Here is a 23,342-nt window from a genome sequence, read left to right on the forward strand (position 1 = left end):
TGAAAAACAGGGGGAGAATCAGTTCTTCCAAACCGTCAACCTATGCCAGATCGCCAAACGGGGCAAGTCAGACCTACGGGCCGTCCGTAGGCAGGACTCGATAGATAACCACCGTCGGGTTCTCAGGGTCGCCGGTGACGTAGTCAGAACGCTCTAAAATGCCCTGGCTCTCCATTTCCGCAAACAGGGCCCGTGTGACGTCGTCGGGGAAGCCGTAGTTGCCAGGGCCGCGGAAACGGTCGATTTCGCCCCAGTGGACGTAAATCCATGCAATATTGGCCTCGGCCAGGTGGGCCGCACGCTCTTCAGCGCTTTTATTCACCAACTGCTGCATCGTCGAGTCATTGAAACAGGTGTGATAGAAGACCGGCGACTGCAAGTAAAAAAGGGCCGCATCTCCTGTCGCCAGGACCGCATCGCCAGGGGCGACTTTTTTATTCAAATAGGCAACCGCGCCAGACGTGTGCGACTTGGCCAAAGCTTCGAGCGAAACGAACATGCGCGGGTCGAGCTTGATCGACTGCGTTTGATTCACCAGGACAAATCCGACTAGCAGTCCCAGTCCTAACCAAACCCGAAGAGCGATTCGGCCGACCGCGTGCGGGGCCACTTTCTCAGCCCCGATCCCTGCCAACAAGCAGCCCAGAGGGATGGCTGGAATCAGGAACCGTTCCAGCCGGTGCGAAAAGCCCCACCAAACCAGCCAACAAACGGCCAACAGGATGGCCAGCGGCACAACCAACTTTCGGTTCGCAGCAAACAGCCCGCAAATGGCCAGAGGAACGACCGCCAGCCCAGCCCAGGGACTGCCGCCGGCAAACTTTGTGATTCCATCAATCAACTGGCCGATCGAGTAACGGCTTCCCGACGCATTTCTGGGAACCTGATGAGCTTGATTCCACTGCTCGATTTGAGCCTCCGAGCGAACATCCGAAGCGAACACATTTCCGGCCAACGGATAAACCGGATTGCCGGTATCGACCATGTTCCGAATCAGCCAGGGCGAAACAATCACGGTCACCGCGACCACGTGCATCACCAAGACACGCCAGTCGGTGCGTACCGCATAAATCCACAACGCGAAGACCGGCAGCACCACGATTAGCAACGCTGGATACTTCACCGCGAACGCCATTCCCGCCATCAGACCTGACAACACGGCCAGGCCGTCGCGGTGGTCGTCGTGCGGATCGCTCGTTAGCACGATCAACACCGGATAAGCCGCCGCTAACGTAAAGAACGCCCAGACGCCATCCACCAATCCGGTTCCGCTTTGATAGGCCAACCACGGAACGGCAATTGCCGACAATGCCGCTGCCCGGCCAGCCCAAATCCCCGCAAGCCGTTTGCCGGCACCATACAACAGCCCTGCGGTCAGCAGCGTAAACATCCCGATGACCAGCTTGCCGACCAACGCCCCCGTAAGCCACCCTTGGCTACCAGGCAAAAAGACCATCGGCAGCAGGGCCCACATCTCGGCCCCCATCGGCATGCCACTGTAAACATTGTTCGGCAAGACGCGAATCTGCCCGATCTCGTGCCACTCTTTGGGAACCAGCAAATGATATTCGAGCACGTCATATTCGTACGGCGGCAAAATCGACACGCCGAGAACGAACAAGCAAAGCGGCGCCGCGGCAAGCAGCCACCACCACGACTCGCTTTCGTCTTCCTTCGGCGGCAGGTCTTCCTCTTCCGGCTCGTCTTGCGGGTTCGGGGCGAAAAGCTGCTTCTTCCATTCGGTCCCTAGTGCCACAAACAAGATCGCCAGCGCAAGCACAATCGCCAACGGTCGCTGCAGCAAACCACACATTCCCAGCACGGCGGTCGACCAAGAGACAAGCGTCAAGCCGATCGCCAGACGTAAGATGATTCCATCGACCCGACCAAAGAAATCGAGCAGCTTCAGCCGCACCAGCAGGAATTCCCCCAAGGCATAGCTGAACATCAGCATCAATCCGGCCATCAGCACAATGCCGACGCGGTCGAACAAGCCCAGTGGCATTTCTCCGCCGCCAAACCAAACGCTGATGCTCTCCGGCAACAGCAGCAGCCCGGTCTGCACCAACGTGCCGCGCGATGGCTCAAAGGGCAACTGCCCTGGCTGCGGCGCCGGCCATGGCATCGGCACCGAGAAATACCACAGCGCATACGCCACCATGCCAATCAGCAGGAACAACAGCCCCAGCGGAAAGCCAGAAGCGGATGCGTGACGTTCGGTACGATTCTTACGAGACACTAGGCAGTTCGTGACAAAGGGCTGACGTGGCCAACTTGGCGGACTATGCTAATGGTCTATTGAATTCAACTTAACAAGCCTGGTGCAGAGATCAGGACGCGATGCCTCCAGCGGCGTCGCATGTTTTCTTATTCCTGTCCCCTCTCCCTTCTCAAGGGAGAGGGCTAGGGTGAGGGTTGGCGAAGCGCGTACCAGGTTCGCCCCTCACCCTAACCCTCTCCCCGCAGGGGAGAGGGAACAGGAATAAGAAAGCATGCTCACCAGGATGAGCGCATGCCACCCAAATTTTAAAAACCTATTTACCTGCAACCATGATGGCCCGTAGATTCTAACGGGTTTCCCACCACCTCGACTAACCCCCGTCTGGCTCGGATTGATTCGATGGCACCTCAATCGACACGACTTTCTGGTATTTTCACGCCCAACATTGTTCCCCTCGACGCTCACGGCGACATTCACGAGGCGGAATTGCGGCGATATGTCGATTGGCTGATCGAAAAAGGAGTGCACGGGCTCTACCCTAACGGTTCAACCGGAGAGTTCCTTCGCTTCACCGTTGAAGAGCGCCGCCGCATCATCGAGATCATTGCCGATCAAACGCGCGGCCGCGTGCCGATTCTCGCAGGTGCCGCCGAAGCGAACGTTAAAGAAACGCTCAAAGCGTGCGAAGCCTACCACGAAATGGGTTGCCGCGCGGTCGCGATCGTCTCGCCGTTTTACTACAAGCTAAGCCCCTCGGCGGTGTACGCTTACTTCAAAGAAATCGGCGACAACACACCGATCGACGTCACGCTGTACAACATCCCGATGTTCGCTTCGCCGATCGACGTACCCACCGTCCGCCGTCTGGCCGAAGAGTGCCCACGCATCGTAGCCATCAAAGATTCCTCCGGCGATCTACCGCACATGATGCGGATGATCTCGGCCGTGCGACCCGTTCGCCCTGACTTCAGCTTCATGACCGGCTGGGACGCCGCGCTGATGCCGATGCTGTTGATCGGCTGCGATGGCGGCACGAACGCCACCAGCGGCGTCGTCCCCGAAATTACGCGGCGTCTGTTCGACTTGACGCTGCTCGGCCGCATCGAAGAAGCTCGCGATCTGCAGTACCGCCTGCTGACATTGTTCGACGCCATGATCCAAAACTGCGAGTTCCCCGAAGGCTTCCGCGCGGCGCTCGCCCTGCGTGGCTTCAAACCTGGCAGCGGCCGCCAACCGCAGTCGGCCAGCCAGAAATTGGAAGTCGATATCCTGCGTAGCGAACTGCAATGCCTGCTGTCGGCCGAAGGCTTTGTCGACGAACCTGTCGGTGGCTGCCCAGCCGGTCAAGCAACCGCCAACCCTGACGACGTGGCCCGCATCGTCGCCGGAGTCGTCGAAGAACTCCGCCGCATCGGCCTAGCTACGTAGCGCGACGGCTATCGCCTTGGTAGGCGTATCCACCCTACGACTCCTGTACCCCACCAGACGTAGTTCACAAATGAAACATCGAGGAGTCGTTTCAAACGACCATTCAGGTCGAATCGAGTTGGGACTCTTTTTCTTTATCTTTGCAGAGATCTACGGTGAAGACCCTTTCGACAACAGTTTCATTTTGATTCCACCCCATTCTGACGATGAGATTATGATGTCCGTGACGACTTCGATCGATGCGGAAAAGATATCGCAGGGGCAATGCTCTCGTCATCCCGATCGTGTTGATATCGAGCGATTGAATTTCGCGACGATCGACATAAAAACAAGCTCCTACGCGGAACTTTGGTCGACGGAAAGTGTCGTTCGGCATGGCATGCTGGGTAATCGTGACGATGGCTTCGTTTATGCCAGAAAACATGTCCGCGACGCCTTACTGCAAGCAGATTTTGTTGGCACGCGTTTCTCGCCATGTACCGTTTTGGCAAGCGATCCTTTGCCTTTTGATCCGAACGAATTGATGCTGATGTGTTTTGATGGACAAGTCATCGATCGCCCCCACGTCGTCATCCCAGAGGCGGAGAATTACTGTTCAAAGTGTGGCTACTCGCCCATTGTGTGTAAAACTTGTCCGGAGTATGCAAGGCGGTGTCCTCATTGCGACAACAAAACTTTTTCAACCTCCGAGCTGGTTTTTGATTGGGGGAATATGGACGTTCTAGATTTCGACCGATGGGACGGACGTGACTTTTTAGGAGGTAGTTCTCCGGTCATTACCGGTCGCGTTTTAGACACGCTACTTGATCTCGGAGTAGCACCGTTAGGCGTGATACCACTAGGTTGCTACGTCGGAGAGCATGACGAAAGCGAATACGCCCACTTACGTAGTAAGTCGTACCCACACGAAAAAGAGAAATGAGAGACGTAGGATGGCTACCGTCCTCTTCGATGGAAAGCCACCTTCATAACGAGACATCCATCGGCCCAACCGAGATGGCTATCTCCTCGGAAGGCATAGCCATCCTACGACTACTACCGGGAAAGAAACGCATGGGTCGTCGTACTTTCAAGCCAAGTCGCATGCGCTCGCTCGTTTGGACGATCTTCGTCACACTGGCGTTACTGCCTCTGCTGACGGGGTGCGAAGACCAAGCGGCTCGATATCGCGAAATCGAAGACGAACTCGTTCGAGTCAACGGCAGCTTCTACGACCATGAGAAGGAGGTTGTCTACGATCTCGTACGCTGCGACGTCACTCCGCTTTTCTGGGAACGTGTGTTTCCGCTAGACAAACTCGGATCGGTGCACTTGGCAGGTTCCAACTTCTCCGATGCGCATGCTCGCTTTCTACTTCACTGCCCGAAACTGATGCATGTCGACTGTTCGTACACCGAAATCACAGACGGCGGTGTTTCTCAGCTTCAAAATATTCCGAGACTCGAATTCCTCGACCTTTCCGGGTGCCGTGTTACTGACGGCTGCATCCCTGACTTATTGGCCCATAAATCACTCAGAGAAGTCAATTTGCTGGAAACGCCCATTTCCAAAGAAGGGGCTCGCCAGCTGGCCAAGCGTTTCCAAATAACCTGGAGCGACGTCCCTTCCGAGGAAGTCCGCCAAGGGTTATCTGCTCTGGCCCGAAGAGACGTCTGGCTGACGCCTGCCCCGAAAGATCAAACGATCGAAGGACACGAGCCGAATCAATATGACATTAGGCTATGGCCGTTTGATCTCGAAAACGCTTCCGGCCCCCGAGATCAAGTCGTCGAACATATCCACATGCTGAGCCACGCCGGGCAACTGAAAATCCAATTCAATTCGTCCGCCTTGTTCAAGCACCTTCCAGCAATTTCACGCATTGACGATCTAGAAGTCAGGCAGCCATGGGAAACTGATGAAGAATTCGACCTCAAACAGTTGAAATATCTTGCTGGAGTAACAATCCATAAACTGACATTGTATGTAGAAGATACTCCAGCCGATCAATTTGCAGCGGTCGCTTCCATCAAGAAACTTCGCGAATTAGACATTAGCAATCAGACCATCACGCCAGACAAGTGGTCAGCGCTAATGCATTGCCGCGAACTCAAATCGATTCACTTCATCGGATGCCAATTCAATCAACTCGGTCTGTACGAAGGGGCCGAACATGCGATTCAAATCCATTTTGATCTCTTCGAACCTCCACCGCCAGAAACTCGGAACAAGCTCTTAGAATTGACCCAAGCTGCGGCAACGGACCAACAGCCGTAGTCGCCACATGTTCCCCGCCTTTCATCGGACTGCTCTATGCCCTCGCTCGTTAACCAACTCTTCGCTCTGCTTGCGTTGCTTATCGTCTTGTCTGGCTGCCAAGACAACACGGCTCGTTACCAAGAAATCCAAGCCGAACTGTCGAAAGCTGGCGGCGATTTCTACGAAAGCGATCAGGAGCTGGCCTATATTCTGAATCGATGCGATGTCGAACAACTGTCATGGGAACGCATCTTTCCGCTTCCGCAACTGACAGCCGTTCTCTTGGAGGGATCGAACTTCTCCGACGCTCAGGTCCGTTTTCTGCTGAATTGCCCCAACCTCGTCGATGTGCATTGTCCCTACACAAATATTACCGACGGGGGCGTTTCTCAGCTGCGAGGCATGAACAATCTGCGGAACCTCGATCTTTCCGGCTGCTACGTTACCGATGCCTGCATTCCTGATTTATTAGCGATCGATTCCCTGGAAACGCTTCTCATCGATCAAACGCACATCACGCCTGCGGGTGCCAAGCAACTCGAACAGCGATTTAGCGTCGTCTGGTCACAAGTCCCTTCGGAAGAAATCCGCCAATCGTTGTGCGATTTGAGTCGTCATCACTTCGGACTCATCGTACTGGGCGCGGACACCGACGAGCAGGACGCCTCCCCCGTTTACTCGGTCGACTTCAACGACACCACGAAGATGCCGGACAACATCACCGAGCAGCTGAACATGCTGTCGCATTCCGGCAAATTGGAACTGATGCTTAACAGCGAAACATACCTGCAAAAGCTGCGAGGAATCGACGGCCCGATCCACGAGATTTTCCTGTTTGAACCATGGGACGAAGAGCAGACGTTCGATAAAACGTCGCTCACGATTCTCTCAGAACTCAACACGCGACAACTCGTGTTGTCGTTCAACGACCTCACGCCCGAACAGCTCCGCAGTGTTGCCGACACGCCAGGCTTGAAAAACTTGAACATGCTCAATCAGACAATCACCCCGGAAGAATGGAAAACCTTGGTGCAGATTCCAAGCCTTGAAACGCTGATATTCCATGACACCAAATTCCAGGACATCGACAAATTCTCCCCGGCCGAACACAACATCCAACTGGAACTCTACGGGACCGACGAATCTGACACCAAACTAGAAAAGCAACTAACTAAGCTAGTCACTCCGAATGAAGATGAACGGTAGCCTGGGAATGGAAAACGAAGAGTTGTCTTACCGCCTCGGAACCGGGCAGGAATAGTTGAAGGCGCGATAACAATCGGGTTCCCTCATCTCGATTAACGTGGATCTGACTGCCACAGTTTTTGTGGCGATGGCGAGTTTGCTTCGGCGGGCTTTATTTTAAGTAAGTATTGCACAAGTGTACAACTATTTTGCGTGAATCTTGCGCCGTCCTGCGTGTTTGCGGATCGTTTTTCCCGGAAGCCTGCGCCTCGGTTGGGCGAGAAATAAGGGGGCCGATTCCGCGATGCCTTGTGCTGGGCTGCGAAGTGGTGCATCTGACCGAGGCAGGCACAAACGATTCACAAATCAGGGGCGGTTCGCTTGGACACCCTGGTACAATGACGAGCGACTCTATCGCTACCAAGATCGCTCGTTGAAAATTGACAATTCACGCCCTCGCAGGTCCCTTTTTAAGCAGCCAAGCGGATGGGGCCTTTCGGGCTGCGGAGATCGAACAAGCCGAAGATCTCTTCTTTCGAGAAACCAACTTTGGCAGGCTCGCCGGTGTCGCTGAAGAGCGTGTTGAACAGCTCACGCTTTTCTTCGAGCACTTTGTTGATGCGGTCTTCGATTGTCCCCACGGCCAGGTATCGGCTGATGGTCACCGCCCCGGCAGCTCCGATGCGATGGGCCCGATTGATGGCCTGGTCTTCGATGGCCGGATTCCACCAGCGATCGAACAAAAAGACATACTCGCAGAACTGCAAATTGAGCCCGACGCTACCAGCCCCGTAGCTCATCAGAATGACATGCTTGGAAGGGTCGTTCTTGAACTGATCGATCACTCCTTCCCGCTGCTTGTGCGGTACTTTGCCGTGGTATTCCAGCGGCCCGAACGGTTCAACATGCTTGCGAATCTCTTGAATGGTTCGCGTCCATTGGCTGAAGAGGATCGCCTTTTTGCCGCTGGCAGCGACTTCTTCGAGGTCGGCTTTCAGTTGATCCATCTTGGCACTTTCGCCGGTCAGCGGATCAAAGTTGCAAATTTGCTTGAGCCGCAAAACGAGCTCGAACACATGCTGCACCGTCAGTTCCTGGCCCATGTCTTCGAGCCGGACGACCCCTTCTTTCTCGGCGATTTCGTACGCTTCCTGCTGTGCCGGTGAAAGATGCAGCTCGGCATCGCGATAAAGCCGCGGCGGCATATCGGTCATCACCAGGTCTTTGGTGCGGCGAATGATGTACTCGCTGGCCGTCGAGCTCATCGCTTTGATCGGCATCCCCTTGGTCAACAAACCAGGAGCGAGAAACTCGAACACGCCGACCAGGTCGTCGGTACTGTTTTCGATCGGCGTTCCCGTGAGTGCCCAGCTTCGCGTGCGAGGAATCTTCGTGGCGATCTCGGCGGTGGTACTGTTCGTGTTTTTAATACGCTGTGCTTCGTCGAGCACGACCAAATCGAAGTGGAGCCCGCTCTCTTCGCTGACAAGTTCGTGATCGCGCATCAGCAGTTCGTAGTTGGCGATCTTCACCGGTGTTTGATTGTCTCGCCAGAGCCAGCTTCGTTTGGCCGAATCGCCTTCGATGACACTGATCGGAATTTCAGGAGCCCACAGAGAGAACTCCCGCTTCCAGTTCGAGACCAACGGCTTCGGGCAGACCAATAACACGCTGCGTATTTCGCCGGCTCGCAGCAGCATCCGCATGGTGCTGATCGACTGCATGGTTTTGCCGAGCCCCATTTCATCCGCCATCACGGCCGCATGACGCGGATACAAAAACGCGATGCCTTCAAACTGGTACGGAAACGGCTCGAACGGGAATTCGAGTGCTCCGCTGGTGACCAGCGATTCGAGCGACGGCTGCAGCAGATAATAGAGACGGTCTTCCAGTTTGATCACATCGCCTGGGGGACGAATGTGCGTGACGCGTTTCGGTTTCGGCTTGCGAGGTTCGGCCCCTTCAGCGGCAGGCTCGTCGGAAGATTCTTTCTTCGGCGGGGCCTTCTTTTCGAGGGCTTGCAGCCACGCTGGTGCTTCCGGGAAGACAAAACTTTTGACAGGGACTTTCGGTCCACTGCATGTCAGCGAGACCGCCTTGGGACGTTCCGATTTGAAGTTCTCGGACGTGATCGTAATTTGCGGAGCTCGAGCGAGTGCCGGAGTCCAGCCCAAGGGAATGACCTCGGTTTTGATATTGAGATCGAACGAATTGGTTTCCAGGGTATCAGTCAATGGCTTGGCCTGATCGAAAACAAGGACAGACAAAGGGTGCCACTGGCTTCACCAGTGCCTAGGTTCGTTAAGCACTGACATAGCCAGTGGCACCCACAATTTGGAAAACGCTTGTGACGCGTCCTTACTTACCGACGCCGTGGGCTTCCTCGATAGCTTCACGGATTCGGGTAAACGGCTCGTTCAGGTCGAGATCGATCGCGCGCTCTTGCCACAAGTTTTCCAACTGGGCCGTATCGGCTTGATGATCCGCACTGACGGCGACCTCATAGCTGCCAAGCTTGAATGATCGGATGTGGGGGGGAGCCACAGCTACCTGAGCGGTATCTTGCTGGTACGTCGGGGAGGAATCGACAGCAACCGCTTCTTCAGAACAATTGGGGGGGACCAACAAGACCGGCACATCAATATGATCCCGCAGCGACAGCACATGCTCGCTATCGGTGCAGACGGCCAGCGCCGGCGTTTTCAGCTTTGCCAGCAATGCGCCGCCGATCTGTTCGCCATACAAATAGGGCTTCAGCGTCGGTCCGTACAGGATCTCTTGAGCACGGTTGGCTTTCACGGGGGCGGTACAGTGGAATTCGAGGGGACGTCCGGCCAGATTTAAGACCAAGAGTCCACCAAATAAACCACCAGGGGTATGCTCCACCACGGTAAGGAATCCGAGGGTGGGCACGGTTTTCTCGTTCCGGTTCGACATAGGCACTCCATCTTGCCCATTTGCATATCATGACAGCATATCGTGTTGCGGCGGCTAGGGCTCGCAGCCTAACCAACTGAATCGGTGTTTGGGAAAGGTGGACTTTAACTATCGTAACGGCGGTTATCCCACCGCTAGCAGTGCTTGCGGTAAAACGAAATGCTCGACAGTCAGCAGGCATCGTGGGTATACTGAGTTACTTAACCTACCTGGAGACCAATGAACCTATGTCGCTCGACCCGAAAGACCTGTCCACTCTTTTCACCCACGTCGACGTCAGCTCCAACCCATCTCCCATGCAGCAAACCATTCACACGGAAGAAACGAATGCCCTGCTCAAGCGGATGATCGAGCTGCAGGAACGTCAGACGCTGCTGATGGAAGAGATGCTGCAGCAACAGGTGCATACGCAAAAGCAACGTTCCGCCGAGCTCAACGCCTGGCGTAAGGCCCATCCAGAATTGGCTGAAAAGTGCCGCATGGCCGCCGAGGCCCTCAGCAAAGTTCATGCAGACTTCTTAGGCACTTTGGCCAACGAAGTCGACGATACGGCCGAGGACATGATCGACAGCGAATTCATGCTCAGCGAATTCGTCGACCGGTTCGGTCCACGCATCGCCCACTTAAACGGCGTCCTCCAGATGCTTGCCCAACTAGGTGCTCCGGTCCAAGCGACCAAGGCGAAATCGTCGTAACGGACGTCGCTCAGCGAGAAATCTTCCTAAAAAACCTGTTAGATCGCAGGTTTTTTTATTGCGCAGAAAAATTACTCGGGCAACCAAAGGTTGTCAGAACAAGTTTTCTTCGGTACCATCCGTAAAGTCACATCCCTCTGCTCGCATCGTGGCCGAAAAGCTCGTCCGCGGCGAGTCCTTTCTTCCCTTCCTAGTTGGCTTGAATTGGAACCATGGCAAGCGAAACGCTGACCCCCGAAGTCGAAGCGGCAATGAAGGCCGCAAAGGACAAGCTCGACGCCCACACTTACGAGACCGTCCAGTGGCATTTCCACGAGTCGACCGGCTGCCCCTTCTGGCTGGAAAAGAAGAAGGAGCTCAACTTCGATCCACTGACCGAAGTGAAATGCTATGACGACCTGAAGAAGTTCCCGTTGTTTGAAGACGAATGGCTGCGTGGCGGCCCCGTGCGTCGCTGGGTTCCCAAGGCATTTGCCGACAAGCCGATCTATGTCTTCGAAACCGGCGGCACGACCGGCATTCCGAAAAGCCGTATCGCCATCGACGACTTCCGAACCGACTACTCCAACTTCAGCGAAACGCTCCCTGACAAGTACTTCCCCAAGGGTGCGAACTGGTTGATGCTTGGCCCATCGGGTCCGCGTCGCCTGCGATTGGCCGTCGAGCACCTCGCCCAAGTTCGTGGCGGTATCAGCTTCTGTATCGACTTAGATCCACGCTGGGTCGTCAAGCTGATCAAACGCGGCAAGATGGACGAACTGGAAGCGTACAAGAAACACTGTATCGATCAGGCCATCACCGTTCTGACCGCCGGTCACGACGTGAAGTGCATGTTCGGTACTCCCAAACTGATCGAATCGCTTTGTCTCGGTTTGGAAGACAAGGGAACGACGCTCGCCGATGTCGGGATCACTGGGATCTTCAGCGGCGGTACCGAGTTCACCCCACAGTGGACGCGATACTGCGTGGAAGAACTGTTTGGTGGTGGTCCGGAAGAAAGCGGAATCTACATGACTCCTACCTACGGCAATACGCTGATGGGTCTGGCATGTAGCAAGCCAGTCACGCCGGAAGACGGCTACAAGATCTCTTACTACGCTCCTCAACCACGTGCGGTGACGGAAGTCGTTTCGTTTGACGATCCGAACGAATTGGTTGGCTTCGGCGAAACGGGCCGAGTCAAACTGACGACGCTCACCAAGGAGTTCTTCGTGCCAGGCTTCCTGGAACGTGACGAAGGGGAACGCGAGATGCCGTTCGAGACCTATCCTTGGGATGGAGTGAGCGGCGTTCGACCGTTCCACGGCTTCGCCAGCAGCACCACCGTGGGTGTGTACTAACGAAATCGAAACGGATGCCACCGCCGACTTTTCCGCGGTGGCCGATCAACCACCTTCCGAATCTTAAAATTCAAATACGGACGCCAATCATGCTGAACATTCCTGCAATCCGCTGGGGCAAGCCCTACGACTCGCTCGAAAAAGAAGACGTCGTCCACTTTAGCACCGGCGAACCGATCGCCCAGCTAAGTCAAGTCGGCGGCGGCATCTTGAAGCGAGACATGAAGAAAGCTCAGTCCGCTCGAGACGCTTTGCTGCAGTTCAGCCCGGCCGAGATTCTCGAAAAGTTGTCCGCTGCCGGAAAGCTTTATCTGGAAGCAGACCTTCCCATTGGGGATGGCTCGCAAACGCCTGAAGCGTTCGTGCATGCTCAAAGCGCCTCGACTGGTTTGCCGGAACATATGTGCCGCGCGAACATGCAGAAGAACGCTTTCGTGCTGCAAAACATGTCCCAAATTCTCGACTCGCTTACGCGCGGGCTCGATTTAGACATCCTCGCTCGTGGCTACGGCAAAGAACCTGGCCGCGACGTGACGCTCAGCTATCAAGTTCAAAGTCCGGTACTCGGCGCCGTGTTGCCTTCCAATTCGCCCGGGGTGCATACCCTCTGGCTTCCGGCCGTCGCGCTTCAACTTGGTCTGGTTCTCAAGCCAGGCGGAAAGGAGCCATGGACGCCGTACCGGATTTTCTCTGCCATGGTCGAAGCAGGTCTGCCTGCCGAGGCGTTCAGTCTTTATCCCGGAGCGGGAAGTGACGTCGGTTCGTCGCTACTTTCTTCGGTCGATCGAGCGATGGTGTTCGGTGGTCAGCAAACAATTGATCAGTACGCTGGCAATCCGAAAGTCCAACCGCACGGCCCTGGTTTCAGCAAGATCTTGCTGGGTGACGATGTCGTTGACGATTGGCCGCAATACCTGGACCTGATGGTTCAAAGCGTGTTCGCCAATAGCGGACGTAGCTGCATCAACGCATCGGGCATCTGGGCTTCGCGGCATACAAAAGAAATCGCCCAAGCCATCGCCGAAAAGATCGGTCCTACGGAAATCAAAGATCCAACCGACGACGAAGCCGCGTTGGCCGCATTCACCATGCCCGGCATGGCACCGGCCGTCTGGGGCATGATCGAATCAGACTTAGCCGAAGATGGCGTGACCGATTACACCGCTTCCTATGGTGATCGCCTTGTTCAGATGGAACGCTGCGATTACCTCAAGCCGATGGTCATTCATGCCGAGAATCCAGAGAAGCAAGTTGCCAGTAAAGAGTACATGTTCCCGTTCGTCTCGGTGGTGGAATGTCCACAGGAAGAGATGATCAAGAAGATGGGTTACTCGCTGATTTGCTCGGCGATTACGGAAGACGAGAAGTTCGCGCGTGACCTCGTCAATGCGACGCATATCGATCGCCTGAACATCGGCCCGATTCCAACACACAAAGTGGATTGGCTTCAGCCGCATGAAGGGAACATCATCGAGTTCCTCTTCCGTAGCCGAGCCTACCAATCCGCCCCTGTCCAAGTCGCGGCTTCGTAGTTTAGTAGAGAAAAGCCTCTTGCTTCTGTCCCCTCGCCCCTTTGGGGAGAGGGCTAGGGTGAGGGGCGGCGCGGGTACACGGTTCGCCCCCTCACCCTAACCCTCTCCCCCGTAGACGGTGGAGAGGGAACCGGAATGAAACAGGATCCCGAGGCATGATTCCATTCGACTTCCAGCCGCGCACACGGATTGTGTTTGGCCCGGATAGCCTTCAGCGGCTCGGCGAACTGGCCCAAGAGCTTGGCGCGAAACGAGCGCTCGTCGTCAGCGATCCTGGCGTGATCCATGCCGGCCACACACAGCGTGGAATCGATTGCCTGCAGTCGGCAGGAATCGAAACGTTCCTTTTCGACGGCGTTCAGGAAAACCCTTCCACTGAAAACGTCGCCCGCGGTGTCACGTTCGCCCAAGACTGTCAGCCAGAACTGATCGTTGGGCTCGGTGGTGGCAGCGCGATGGACTGTGCCAAGGGAATCAACTTTCTGCTGACTAATGGCGGAGAGATGAAAGACTACTGGGGAGTCGGCAAAGCAACGAAGACAATGCTGCCGATGATCGCCATTCCTACGACGGCCGGTACAGGCAGCGAAGCACAATCTTTCGCCCTGATCACCGATGCCGAAACACACGTCAAAATGGCTTGCGGCGACAAAAAGGCCGCCTGTGCGATTGCCTTACTCGATCCCAAGCTGACCGTCACTCAGCCGCAAAAGGTGACCGCACTGACAGGCATCGACGCGATCAGCCACGCCCTGGAAACCTTCGTTACAAAGAAACGGAACGAAGTCAGCCTGGCGTTCAGCCGAGAAGCGTGGCGATTATTGGCCGGCAACTTTACCCGGGTACTTTCCAATCCGGAAGACGTCGAGGCCCGCGGAGCAATGCAACTGGGGGCCTGCTTTGCAGGAATGGCGATTGAAAACTCGATGCTGGGCGCGGCTCATGCATTGGCGAATCCCTTGACGGCCCACTACGGTATCGTCCATGGTCAAGCAGTCGGCGTGATGCTCCCTTCGGTGATTCGGTACAACGGCGAAGCATTCAACGAACTGTACCAAGACTTGCTTTCAATCCCGGTCGATCTTCCGAATTACCCAACGCCCGAACAAGGCGCGGTTGGCCTGGCCGATTTGGTTCAATCGTGGGTCGATGCGGCAGGCCTTGCGACCAATTTAAATCAACTGTCGATCAACGGCGAAAAGCTGGAGACCCTTTCCAGCGACGCCGCCAAGCAATGGACCGGCAACTTTAACCCCCGTGAAGTCGACGCCGGAGAGTTTGCCAAGCTATATCAATCGGCCATGAGTTAAACCGGCCAATGCGACTTGTCACGTCGCTTTGAGTAGAATAGGTGGATCGCCCTCCCCCTAACGCTCACCGTTGAGGATTCCGCTATGAACAAACGATGGATGCCAATGCTCGCCGCGATTTGCCTCGCGATGCTGACGCTCGCGTCCGTACGCGCGGATTGGCCGTTGTATCGAGGGAATGCCCTCGCCCAAGGAGTTTCGGACGAGAAGCTCCCGGACGATCTCGACTTGAAGTGGAAGCTAGAGATCGACAACGGGGCATTTGAAGCGACGCCGATCGTGGTCGACGGAACGGTTTACATTGGCGATCTGGACGGCCGCGTTTACGCGTTGAAGCTGGAAGACGGCTCGAAGGTTTGGACCTACGAAGGAAACGTCGACCAACTTTCCGGATTCATGGGTTCGCCTGCCTATCGCGACGGTCGAATCTATGTCGGCGATATCGACGGTGTACTTCACTGTCTGAACGCGAAGGATGGCAAACTGATCTGGAAGTTCGAAGCCGGGCTGGAAATCAACGGCAGCGTGAACTTTTATCAAGACAAAATCTTGATCGGTTCCCAGGACGCGAATTTGTATTGCTTGAATATCGAAGATGGCAAGCTTGCCTGGAAAGTTCAGATCGACGATCAAATCCGTTGTATGCCGACGGTTGTTTCCAATCGAGGTTTCGTCGCCGGCTGCGATAGCAAATTGCACGTAATCGATCTCGACAAAGGGGAAGCCATTGGTACCGTTCCGATCGACGGCCCGACAGGTTCCGCCCCCGCGGTTCGTGATGATGTTGCTTACTTCGGCACCGAGTCGGGATCGTTTTTCGCAATCGACTGGAAAGACTTGAAAGTTGTCTGGCAATTTCAAGACGAACGTAATCGCCAGCAGATCCGTGCCAGCGCAGCCGTACTGCCGGATCGCGTCTTGTTCGGCTCGTTCAGCAAAAACCTGGTTTCGCTCGATCGTGAGACCGGAGAAGAGCAATGGACGTTCAAGGCTCGCGGCAAGATTAACAGTTCGCCGGTCGTTGCCGGCAATCGCGTTTACTTTGGTTCGGCCGACAGTCGAGTCCGTGCCGTCGATGTCGAAACCGGCAAGGAAGTCTGGCAATACGAAGCCAAGAGTGGCTTCCCCGCAGGTCCTGCTGTTTCCAATGGCTGCCTCCTGATTGCCAGCGAGCGAGGCACGTTGTACTGCTTCGCCAAAAAGAAATAAGTCACGCAAACACCCTTTCGCTAAAGCCAGCCTCCGGCAAGTTTCCCTTAGCAGAAAGCAAGATTGATTCATGGCCACCGATTCCACCAAAACCGAAGTCGGTAGTTACTTCATCTCGAACTATCCTCCTTTCTCGCAATGGAGCGAGGATTACGCCGACGATTTGAACCAGGCAATGCACTCGCCGCCGCGCGAAGATGTTCCGCTCGGTTTGTACCTGCATGTGCCATTCTGCCGCAAACGCTGCAAGTTTTGTTACTTCCGCGTTTACACCGACAAGAATGCCCAGGAAGTCGAAACGTACGTCTCGGCGCTTGTTAAAGAAATCGAGCTGGTCAGCCAAACCGAAGCGATGGGTGGGCGACCATTCCGTTTCGTTTACTTCGGCGGCGGCACGCCTTCGTTCCTTAGCCCGAAACAGCTGAAACGGTTGGAAGATCGTCTTCGATCGAGTATCAGCTGGGATCAAGCGGAAGAGGTCACCTTCGAGTGCGAGCCTGGCACACTTCGCGAAACGAAAGTGAAAGCGCTGCGAGACATGGGCGTCACCCGGCTCAGCCTGGGCGTCGAGAACTTCCACGACAATATCCTGGAAGAAAACGGTCGGGCTCACCTTTCCAAAGAAGTCTATACCGCGTGGGAATGGATCGAAGAAGCCAACTTCCCAAACGTCAATATCGACCTGATCGCAGGGATGGTGGGCGAAACGTGGGATACCTGGAAAGAGAACATCAAAAAGGTGCTCGAGTTCTCGCCTGAGAGTGTGACCATCTACCAGATGGAACTGCCATTCAACACGGTTTACTCGCAAGACATCCTGGGCAACAAAATTGAAACGCCGGTCGCCGACTGGCCCATGAAGCGTGCTTGGGTGAGCTATGCGTTCGACGAACTTGCCAAAGCGGGCTATAGCGTCAGCAGCGCTTACACAATGGTGAAAGACCCCAGCAAAGTTAACTTCAGCTATCGCGACAATCTGTTCGGTGGTAGCGACCTGTTGGCGACTGGGGTTGCCAGCTTCGGACATATCAGCGGCATCCATTACCAGAATAAGACCGAATGGGGTGACTACACCAGTTCGCTGCTGGAAAAGGAAGAACTTCCGCTGAAGCGTGCTTATCGCCCAACGCCGGAACAGTTGCTCATCCGGGAAACGATTTTGCTGCTCAAGCGAGGTTACCTCGACGCTGGGTACTTCCGAGACAAGTTCAACGTCGAGATCCTTAACAAGTGGGCAGATATCTGGAAGCAGTACCAGGAAGAAGGCTTGGTCACCGTCGACGGCGATCGAATCGAGCTGACACGCGATGGTTTGCTACGTGCCGATGGTCTTCTGCCGCCATTCTTTGAACCGCAATTCCAGGGAGTGCGGTACACCTAATGAGCGACGAGTTGGTCTTCATGATGGGGAAATTCGAGGCCAAATTCCCCACTGACCGGATGTATGCCAAAAATCACTGCTGGGCGACCCAAAGCGGCAATGCGTACCGTTTTGGGTTTTCTGCCTATGCGGTTCGGCTGCTGCAGGATGTCTACTTCCTCGAGTGGCAGGTTGACGAAGGGGCTAAAATTTCCGAAGGTCAAGAGATCGGCTTTATCGAAAGTAGCAAAGCAGAAAGCGAACTCTATCCGCCGATCCCCGGTGTTCTTGCGCGGTTGAACCCCGAGTTGATGAGCGATCCTTCACAGATTAACGTCGATATGTATGGCGAAGGATGGCTTTACGAAATCGAAGGAAGTGGTGAAACGCTCCTCGACCCGCAACAATATATCGAACACCTAACGTCGGTCTGGGAAATCACCCAGCGGACAATCAAGGGACAACTGAACGAGTAACCCCCATGCCCAAACGTTTGACGGTCGTCGTCAGCCAAGGCCAAAGCAACAATCCGGCCAAGCGAAAGCTGGAAGAGGATATCGTTGCGTCGCTGCTGTTTGAGCCAGGCATCGAGGTCACCATCGTCCCTCACTTGTACGATCTCAAACCAGACGGCCCCGGCATCCTCGGCCTCCAGGCAATCACCACCGACTTCGTCGTCATTTCCTGGCTATACGAACGAGCCACTCGCTGGACGCTCGACCGCAATAACGTTCGCGGCAAAGAAGGGACCACGCTTCTCGTTCACGAATCGGATGAAGACGAAGACGATTTGCTGGACGACGAACCGGAAGAAGAAAAGCTTCGCGTTGTCGACAATCGCCCTTTGCCGAACCGAATGATCTATTGCATCGATCTTCGCGTCTCCAACAAAGTGGAAGACTACGTCGAGGAAGTTAAACGAATCCAGCAGGAACTCTCGACGCAAGTGGTCGAACTGGGCGGGCTCAATGGCTCCCCTTCTCCAACGCCGCAGCAGCTGGAACGCATTGCCAATCCAACGAACGACACGGCGTTGAAAGATGGCGGCGAACTCGAAAAGCCCGACATCATCGAACCGTTCCGCATTGAAGAAGATGCCAAACGCCGCTGGTATCCCGTTATCGACTACAGCCGCTGTACGAACTGCATGGAGTGCATCGACTTCTGCTTGTTCGGCGTCTACGGCGTGGATGGAGTCGAGACCATTCTGGTCGAAATGCCAGACAATTGCCGCAAAGGGTGTCCTGCTTGTAGTCGCGTTTGTCCAGAAAACGCTATCATCTTCCCACAGCATAAAACGCCCACGATTGCCGGTAGCGATGAGGTAGCCGGAGGCGGTTTGAAGATCGACCTTTCGCAGCTGTTTGGTAAGCCGAAGGAAGATGAAAAATCGCTCGACACGGCTGTCCGAGAACGAGACGAACAACTACTTATTGCCGGGCGTGAAGCTGTCGGCGAAACCGTTGGTGTGCCTAAGCGTCAAGCCGAGAAGGATGACCGCGAGAATGACGCCCTCGACGATTTGATCGATGCCGTCGACGAACTCGACATCTAATTGCGGTAGTCGTTGTGACATGCCGAGCAAGAGGCTTTCACCGCTTTCAGCGTCTTCGTAGCCTCCCCGTTCCGGCCTGCTTCGATCTGCTGTTTGAGCTGCTTGCTCAAGCGTTCGTTCTCCGCAAGCATCTCGCGAAACTTGGCGTCGTACTGATCTTCCTTCAACAGGCGACCCGTTTCGTGCAAGCCTTCCTGTATAAGCAACGCCTGTTGGGCCGGATCGAGATCGGCATGCTCCGGAGGTGCCTTCCAGCCAGCTTGATCGCACAAGACCAATTGGTCATAGATACGATCGATCTTCGCCATTGCGGCCGCGACCGATTCTACCTCCGCCACTTCAACCAGCATCGGCAACTGCGTCGTAAAAGGAACCGGTTTGAAATCGGTGATCTCTTTCCACAATCCGCCATAGCTGGAACTGGTGCCTGCGCTTCGCATGAAATCGAGGGCTTGGTCTTCTGACAAATCGCCTGATTCGTAACAGGCAACCGCGGCAGCCGCGGGGCCGCGGTGCTTACCGTGATGGCAGTGGAAGAAAATCTTGTCTTGCCGAAAGTCTTTCATGACCCGCTTTAAGGCCGCCTGAGCTTCGTCCGAAATGCCGTCGTAGCCAATCGGAACATGCACGTAACGCATGCCATACTTGCGAGCATTCTCGATATCAGGAGTCGCCCCGTCGACCGAGACAATCACATCGATGCCGAGGTCCTTCAACGTTTTAAAGCCCGCTTCGCCGTGGGGCTGACTTCCGCTGACGACGTTGGGGGTGACCTTCAGCACATTGTCCACCCCTGGCAAATGCTCTCCGTGGGGGAGCTTGGAAGGATCTTGGGCTTGAAGCGTTGTCGCCAGGCATAGAGACAGCAAGCAGGCCAGAAGTCGCATCATGTTCTTCGCTAAAGATAATTAAAACGAGGCAGTTGCGAACGAAATGCTATGCCTGCATGTCCAATTGACGACTTCAGTGTAAAGAGAACAAGTAACGCAAGCAACGAATTAAGCCTTCGTTGGCGAATCAGCTTCCAGTTGAACCAGATTATCAGGCGCCGATCCGTTGCTGGTCGCTTGCTGCGGCAATGTTGGTTGCCAATTGCTGACGTCGAAGTGCTGCGAGTATGCTCCGTAGTCGTGAAACGCATACTTCTTTAGTAGCCAGTAAACCCAGCTTTTCTCAGGGATCTCGTTGCCGGGGTTATACTGCGACGGATTCGACTTTAACGCATCCAACTCTTGATACGCTTCATGACGCACGGTTGTATCTTTCGCTTCATGGCCACGAGCGAAATCGGCGAGCAAGTCGGGACGCTCGAGGATGATACAGCCGCGAGTATTCTTCGCCGCCAGTTCGCGGAAGTCTCGCAGATAGGCTGACTCGTTAAATACCTGACGCAAGGGACGTTCGTCGTGGATCGACTCCTTGGCAAACTGAATCACCGGGCATGGTTCGATATCGCCATAGGGACTGATGTGATGCGTGAATCCGGTTGCTGCCGGGCACAACGCGTTACCGTCGGCATCGTGATAGGCATCGATAATCGCGATCGGTTTTTTTACCCGCATCTCGACTACGAACTTTCGTACCGCCAGTTGTTGTTCGGGGGTAAGAGCCAAGTCAGGATTCGGGACCGGTCCGACAACACGGTATCCGTGATACCAGCAGTAAAACACACCCATCTCGATCAGGCGATCAATCCACTCTTCCCGCAACAAGTCGTCGAAATTCGATTGGCACAAACTGGTACAAACGCCGGTCAGCAATTTGTTATTCACACAGTTGTGAATGCCTTCCATCGATTTGCTGTACACGCCGCCACGGCCGCGGCGGACGTCACTGATAATCTCGGTTCCTTCAATGCTGATCAACGGGGTGACGTTGCCCAGCTTGCGAAGCTCTTTGGCAACTTCATCCGTGATGAAATGCCCGTTGGTGAAGACCTGAAAGTATGCATCTTGATGGCGACGAAAGATCTCCAGAATGTCGGCGTGCATGAATGGCTCGCCGCCCAGAATTCCAAAGAACGCGTTCCCCATCGCTTTGGCTTCGCCGAGCATTCGATCCATCGCGTCGAGATCCAGCTTCGACTGCTTCGCCGAGACATCGACCCAGCATCCTTGGCAGCGCAAGTTGCAGCTGTTGATCACCGAGACATACAAAAACGGTGGAAAAAACTCGCCTCGTTTGAGTCGAGCTTTATGCTTCTGAACGCTGCGCAGACCCTTGAATCCCATCAGCCACAAAAACTTGGCTACGAGACGTTTGTCGGTTTCCAACAGGGCGCGTTTGGCCAGGCGAAGATACATGCAGTTACCTTGGTGGGATCAATCGAAGACGTGCCGCGGTTTATTCTAACCCATCGGCACGCAAAAGTCAGTGGAAACAGGGTCGCTAATGGACATGATTCGTCCAGCCATTTAGGATGCAAAGACGTTTCCTTGCTTTGCCAGTTAGCAGAACCGATTGCATGATCGATCCCGCCCGAGTCCGTGCTTGCTACGAAATTGCCCGCCAAGATCTCCTGAACGAGCGAGATGCTTCCGGCCATTGGATCGGCGAACTTTCGACGTCTGCCCTCTCTACAGCCACGGCTGTCAGTGCGTTGCAACTCGCTTTGCGAAATGGCTCACAATCGAGCGACGCTGATGTGTCACTCATTCGCGGGGGTGTGCGGTACCTTCTCGACCACCAAAACAGCGACGGCGGTTGGGGCGATACCGACTTAAGTTACTCCAACATTGCGACCACGATGTTGGCCGTTGCGGCCCTTACGTTGACCGGCGATGCCGAGCAAAACCCAAGTGTCCTGTCGGCCGCCAACGCCTATATCGAAAAGAAAGGTGGCATTCCTGGACTGCGAAAACGATACGGCAAAGACAAAACTTTTGCAGTTCCTATTTTAACGAACTATGCCCTTGCTGGCTTGGTCGATTGGAAAGAGGTCGCCCCGCTTCCGTTCGAGGCCGCCGTCCTGCCGCAGTCTTTTTACAAGTTCATTCAGTTGCCGGTCGTTAGCTATGCGATTCCGGCCCTCGTTGCCATCGGTCAGGCCAAGTACTTTCATGACAAGCCTTGGAATCCGTTGATGCGGATGATCCGGGGCAGCACGTTTAACTCAGCTGCGAAAGTTCTGACCAAGATGCAGCCGGAAAGTGGCGGCTACCTGGAAGCAATTCCGCTGACCAGCTTCGTGGTGATGAGCCTCGCCGCGACCGACAGAGCCAACAGCCAGGTGGCCCAGAACGGATTGCGATTCATCCGAGAAAGTGTTCGCGAAGATGGAAGTTGGCCAATCGATACCAATCTGGCAACTTGGGTCACAACACTTTCCATCAACGCTCTTTCGGTACTCGGCGACGACAAGTCACACCTCACGCCGGAATGCCTCGAGTGGCTTTTGGACTGTCAAACCAAGGAAGTTCACCCGTTTACCGGAGCAGCACCCGGGGCTTGGGGCTGGACCGACTTGAGCGGCAGCGTTCCTGATGCCGACGATACGCCGGGTGCACTTTTGGCGTTGCGGAACTTTTACGATCAGGCCGATCTCGATCAGGAAACGCATCAGCGAATTGAAGCAGCTGCGTCGGCCGGATGCCAATGGTTGCTCGATCTTCAAAACGGCGACAAAGGGTGGCCCACGTTTTGTCGTGGCTGGGGGACTCAACCGTTCGACCGAAGTGGAAGCGATCTGACCGCCCATGTCATGCGCGGACTTTTTGTCTGGTCGTGGACTTGGGCCCACGAGCGCCAAAATCCACTGGGCGGCGGCATGACTTACCTTTCCAAGCATCGTGTCGACGACCACTGGCTTCCGCTGTGGTTCGGCAATCAAGATCGCGAGGAAGAAGACAACCCCATTTACGGCACCTCCAAAGTGCTCGCCTACTTCCGAGATACCTACAATCCAGATGCCCCGCTGCCGGAAAAGATTGCAGCGGCTCGCGATAACGCTCTCAATTGGCTGGCCCAGCAACAAAACGAAGATGGCGGATTTGGGGGCGGTCAGGCGGTAAAAGATGCCACCAATGGCCGCTACGAGAGTAGTATCGAGGAGACTTCGCTCGCCATTGAGGGGCTTCTTTGCGATAATAAGGGAATCGAAAACTACCCAGGACTCGAGAAAGCCCTCGATTGGTTATGCCATCGCGTCGAGGAAAATTCTCATGTCGAATGTTCGCCAATCGGTTTTTACTTCTCTAAGCTGTGGTATTATGAAAAGCTCTACCCGCGGATTATGACGGTCAGCGCCCTGGCCCATGCTTGTCGAGCATTAAATACTTCATCGCCCGATGAAGCACTCAGCGGAAGTGGAACCAGAGAATCGAGTTAAGCAAC

General features: G+C 55.0%; 18 protein-coding genes. 13 read left to right on the forward strand and 5 right to left on the reverse strand.

The genetic code is table 11. The features are described 5' to 3' along the window. Positions 1 to 73: 73 nt before the first annotated feature. Positions 74 to 2,239: a glycosyltransferase family 39 protein gene (locus tag LA756_RS12715; protein WP_224440250.1), complete on the reverse strand. Its 2,166-nt coding sequence runs from the start codon at positions 2,237 to 2,239 to the stop codon at positions 74 to 76. A gap of 381 nt (positions 2,240 to 2,620) precedes the next feature. Between LA756_RS12715 and LA756_RS12720 the strand changes: the two genes are divergently transcribed. The 4 genes from LA756_RS12720 to LA756_RS12735 all read left to right on the forward strand — a co-directional run bounded on the left by LA756_RS12720 (position 2,621) and on the right by LA756_RS12735 (position 7,093). Further along, positions 2,621 to 3,649 carry a dihydrodipicolinate synthase family protein gene (locus tag LA756_RS12720; protein WP_224440251.1) on the forward strand — a complete coding sequence of 343 codons (1,029 nt, stop codon included), beginning with the start codon at positions 2,621 to 2,623 and terminating at the stop codon, positions 3,647 to 3,649. Positions 3,650 to 3,767: 118 nt separating this feature from the next. Further along, entirely contained in the window at positions 3,768 to 4,571 is an 804-nt protein-coding gene (locus tag LA756_RS12725) for a hypothetical protein (protein WP_224440252.1), read from the forward strand. A gap of 131 nt (positions 4,572 to 4,702) precedes the next feature. Further along, entirely contained in the window at positions 4,703 to 5,905 is a 1,203-nt protein-coding gene (locus LA756_RS12730) for a hypothetical protein (RefSeq protein WP_224440253.1), read from the forward strand. 36 nt (positions 5,906 to 5,941) lie between these two features. After that, on the forward strand, positions 5,942 to 7,093 hold the full coding sequence (locus LA756_RS12735; RefSeq protein ID WP_224440254.1) for a hypothetical protein: 1,152 nt from the start codon (positions 5,942 to 5,944) through the stop codon (positions 7,091 to 7,093). A 449-nt stretch (positions 7,094 to 7,542) separates the two neighbouring features. On the opposite strand, the gene LA756_RS12740 is transcribed toward LA756_RS12735, so the two are convergent. Both LA756_RS12740 and LA756_RS12745 read right to left on the reverse strand, forming a co-directional pair. Beyond that, positions 7,543 to 9,339, reverse strand: coding sequence for a DEAD/DEAH box helicase (locus LA756_RS12740; RefSeq protein ID WP_224440255.1), 1,797 nt, complete (start codon positions 9,337 to 9,339; stop codon positions 7,543 to 7,545). A gap of 91 nt (positions 9,340 to 9,430) precedes the next feature. Beyond that, the gene (locus LA756_RS12745) at positions 9,431 to 10,009 is read right to left on the reverse strand and encodes a hypothetical protein (RefSeq protein WP_224440256.1); all 579 of its coding nucleotides are present in this window, start codon (positions 10,007 to 10,009) and stop codon (positions 9,431 to 9,433) included. Between the two features lie 182 nt (positions 10,010 to 10,191). Between LA756_RS12745 and LA756_RS12750 the strand changes: the two genes are divergently transcribed. The 8 genes from LA756_RS12750 (at position 10,192) to LA756_RS12785 (ending at position 19,010) form a co-directional block, all read left to right on the forward strand. Beyond that, positions 10,192 to 10,704, forward strand: a complete 513-nt coding sequence (locus LA756_RS12750) for a hypothetical protein (protein ID WP_224440257.1) — start codon at positions 10,192 to 10,194, stop codon at positions 10,702 to 10,704. Positions 10,705 to 10,916: 212 nt separating this feature from the next. Then, positions 10,917 to 12,044, forward strand: coding sequence for a hypothetical protein (locus LA756_RS12755; RefSeq protein WP_224440258.1), 1,128 nt, complete (start codon positions 10,917 to 10,919; stop codon positions 12,042 to 12,044). An 89-nt stretch (positions 12,045 to 12,133) separates the two neighbouring features. Further along, positions 12,134 to 13,576, forward strand: coding sequence for an aldehyde dehydrogenase family protein (locus tag LA756_RS12760; RefSeq protein ID WP_224440259.1), 1,443 nt, complete (start codon positions 12,134 to 12,136; stop codon positions 13,574 to 13,576). A 155-nt stretch (positions 13,577 to 13,731) separates the two neighbouring features. Continuing rightward, entirely contained in the window at positions 13,732 to 14,886 is a 1,155-nt protein-coding gene (locus LA756_RS12765; RefSeq protein ID WP_224440260.1) for an iron-containing alcohol dehydrogenase, read from the forward strand. A gap of 84 nt (positions 14,887 to 14,970) precedes the next feature. Further along, a complete protein-coding gene (locus LA756_RS12770; protein ID WP_224440261.1) occupies positions 14,971 to 16,095 on the forward strand; it encodes a PQQ-binding-like beta-propeller repeat protein in 1,125 nt (374 codons plus the stop codon). Positions 16,096 to 16,165: 70 nt separating this feature from the next. Then, on the forward strand, positions 16,166 to 17,476 hold the full coding sequence (locus LA756_RS12775; RefSeq protein WP_224440262.1) for a coproporphyrinogen-III oxidase family protein: 1,311 nt from the start codon (positions 16,166 to 16,168) through the stop codon (positions 17,474 to 17,476). After that, a complete protein-coding gene (locus LA756_RS12780) occupies positions 17,476 to 17,931 on the forward strand; it encodes a glycine cleavage system protein H (protein WP_224440263.1) in 456 nt (151 codons plus the stop codon). The genes LA756_RS12775 and LA756_RS12780 overlap by 1 nt, the downstream gene beginning before the upstream one ends. Before the next feature lie 5 nt (positions 17,932 to 17,936). Further along, on the forward strand, positions 17,937 to 19,010 hold the full coding sequence (locus tag LA756_RS12785) for an ATP-binding protein (protein ID WP_224440264.1): 1,074 nt from the start codon (positions 17,937 to 17,939) through the stop codon (positions 19,008 to 19,010). Here LA756_RS12785 and LA756_RS12790 read toward each other — a convergent pair. Further along, on the reverse strand, positions 19,007 to 19,900 hold the full coding sequence (locus LA756_RS12790; RefSeq protein WP_224440265.1) for a tyrosine-protein phosphatase: 894 nt from the start codon (positions 19,898 to 19,900) through the stop codon (positions 19,007 to 19,009). The genes LA756_RS12785 and LA756_RS12790 overlap by 4 nt on opposite strands. A gap of 108 nt (positions 19,901 to 20,008) precedes the next feature. Beyond that, positions 20,009 to 21,313, reverse strand: coding sequence for a radical SAM/SPASM domain-containing protein (locus LA756_RS12795; RefSeq protein WP_224440266.1), 1,305 nt, complete (start codon positions 21,311 to 21,313; stop codon positions 20,009 to 20,011). A gap of 161 nt (positions 21,314 to 21,474) precedes the next feature. On the opposite strand from LA756_RS12795, the gene LA756_RS12800 reads away from it, so the two are divergent. Next, on the forward strand, positions 21,475 to 23,337 hold the full coding sequence (locus tag LA756_RS12800; RefSeq protein ID WP_224440267.1) for a prenyltransferase/squalene oxidase repeat-containing protein: 1,863 nt from the start codon (positions 21,475 to 21,477) through the stop codon (positions 23,335 to 23,337). Positions 23,338 to 23,342: the final 5 nt, after the last annotated feature.

The sequence above is a fragment of the Bremerella sp. TYQ1 genome (genome assembly GCF_020150455.1).
Classification (GTDB): Bacteria; Planctomycetota; Planctomycetia; order Pirellulales; family Pirellulaceae; genus Bremerella; species Bremerella volcania_A.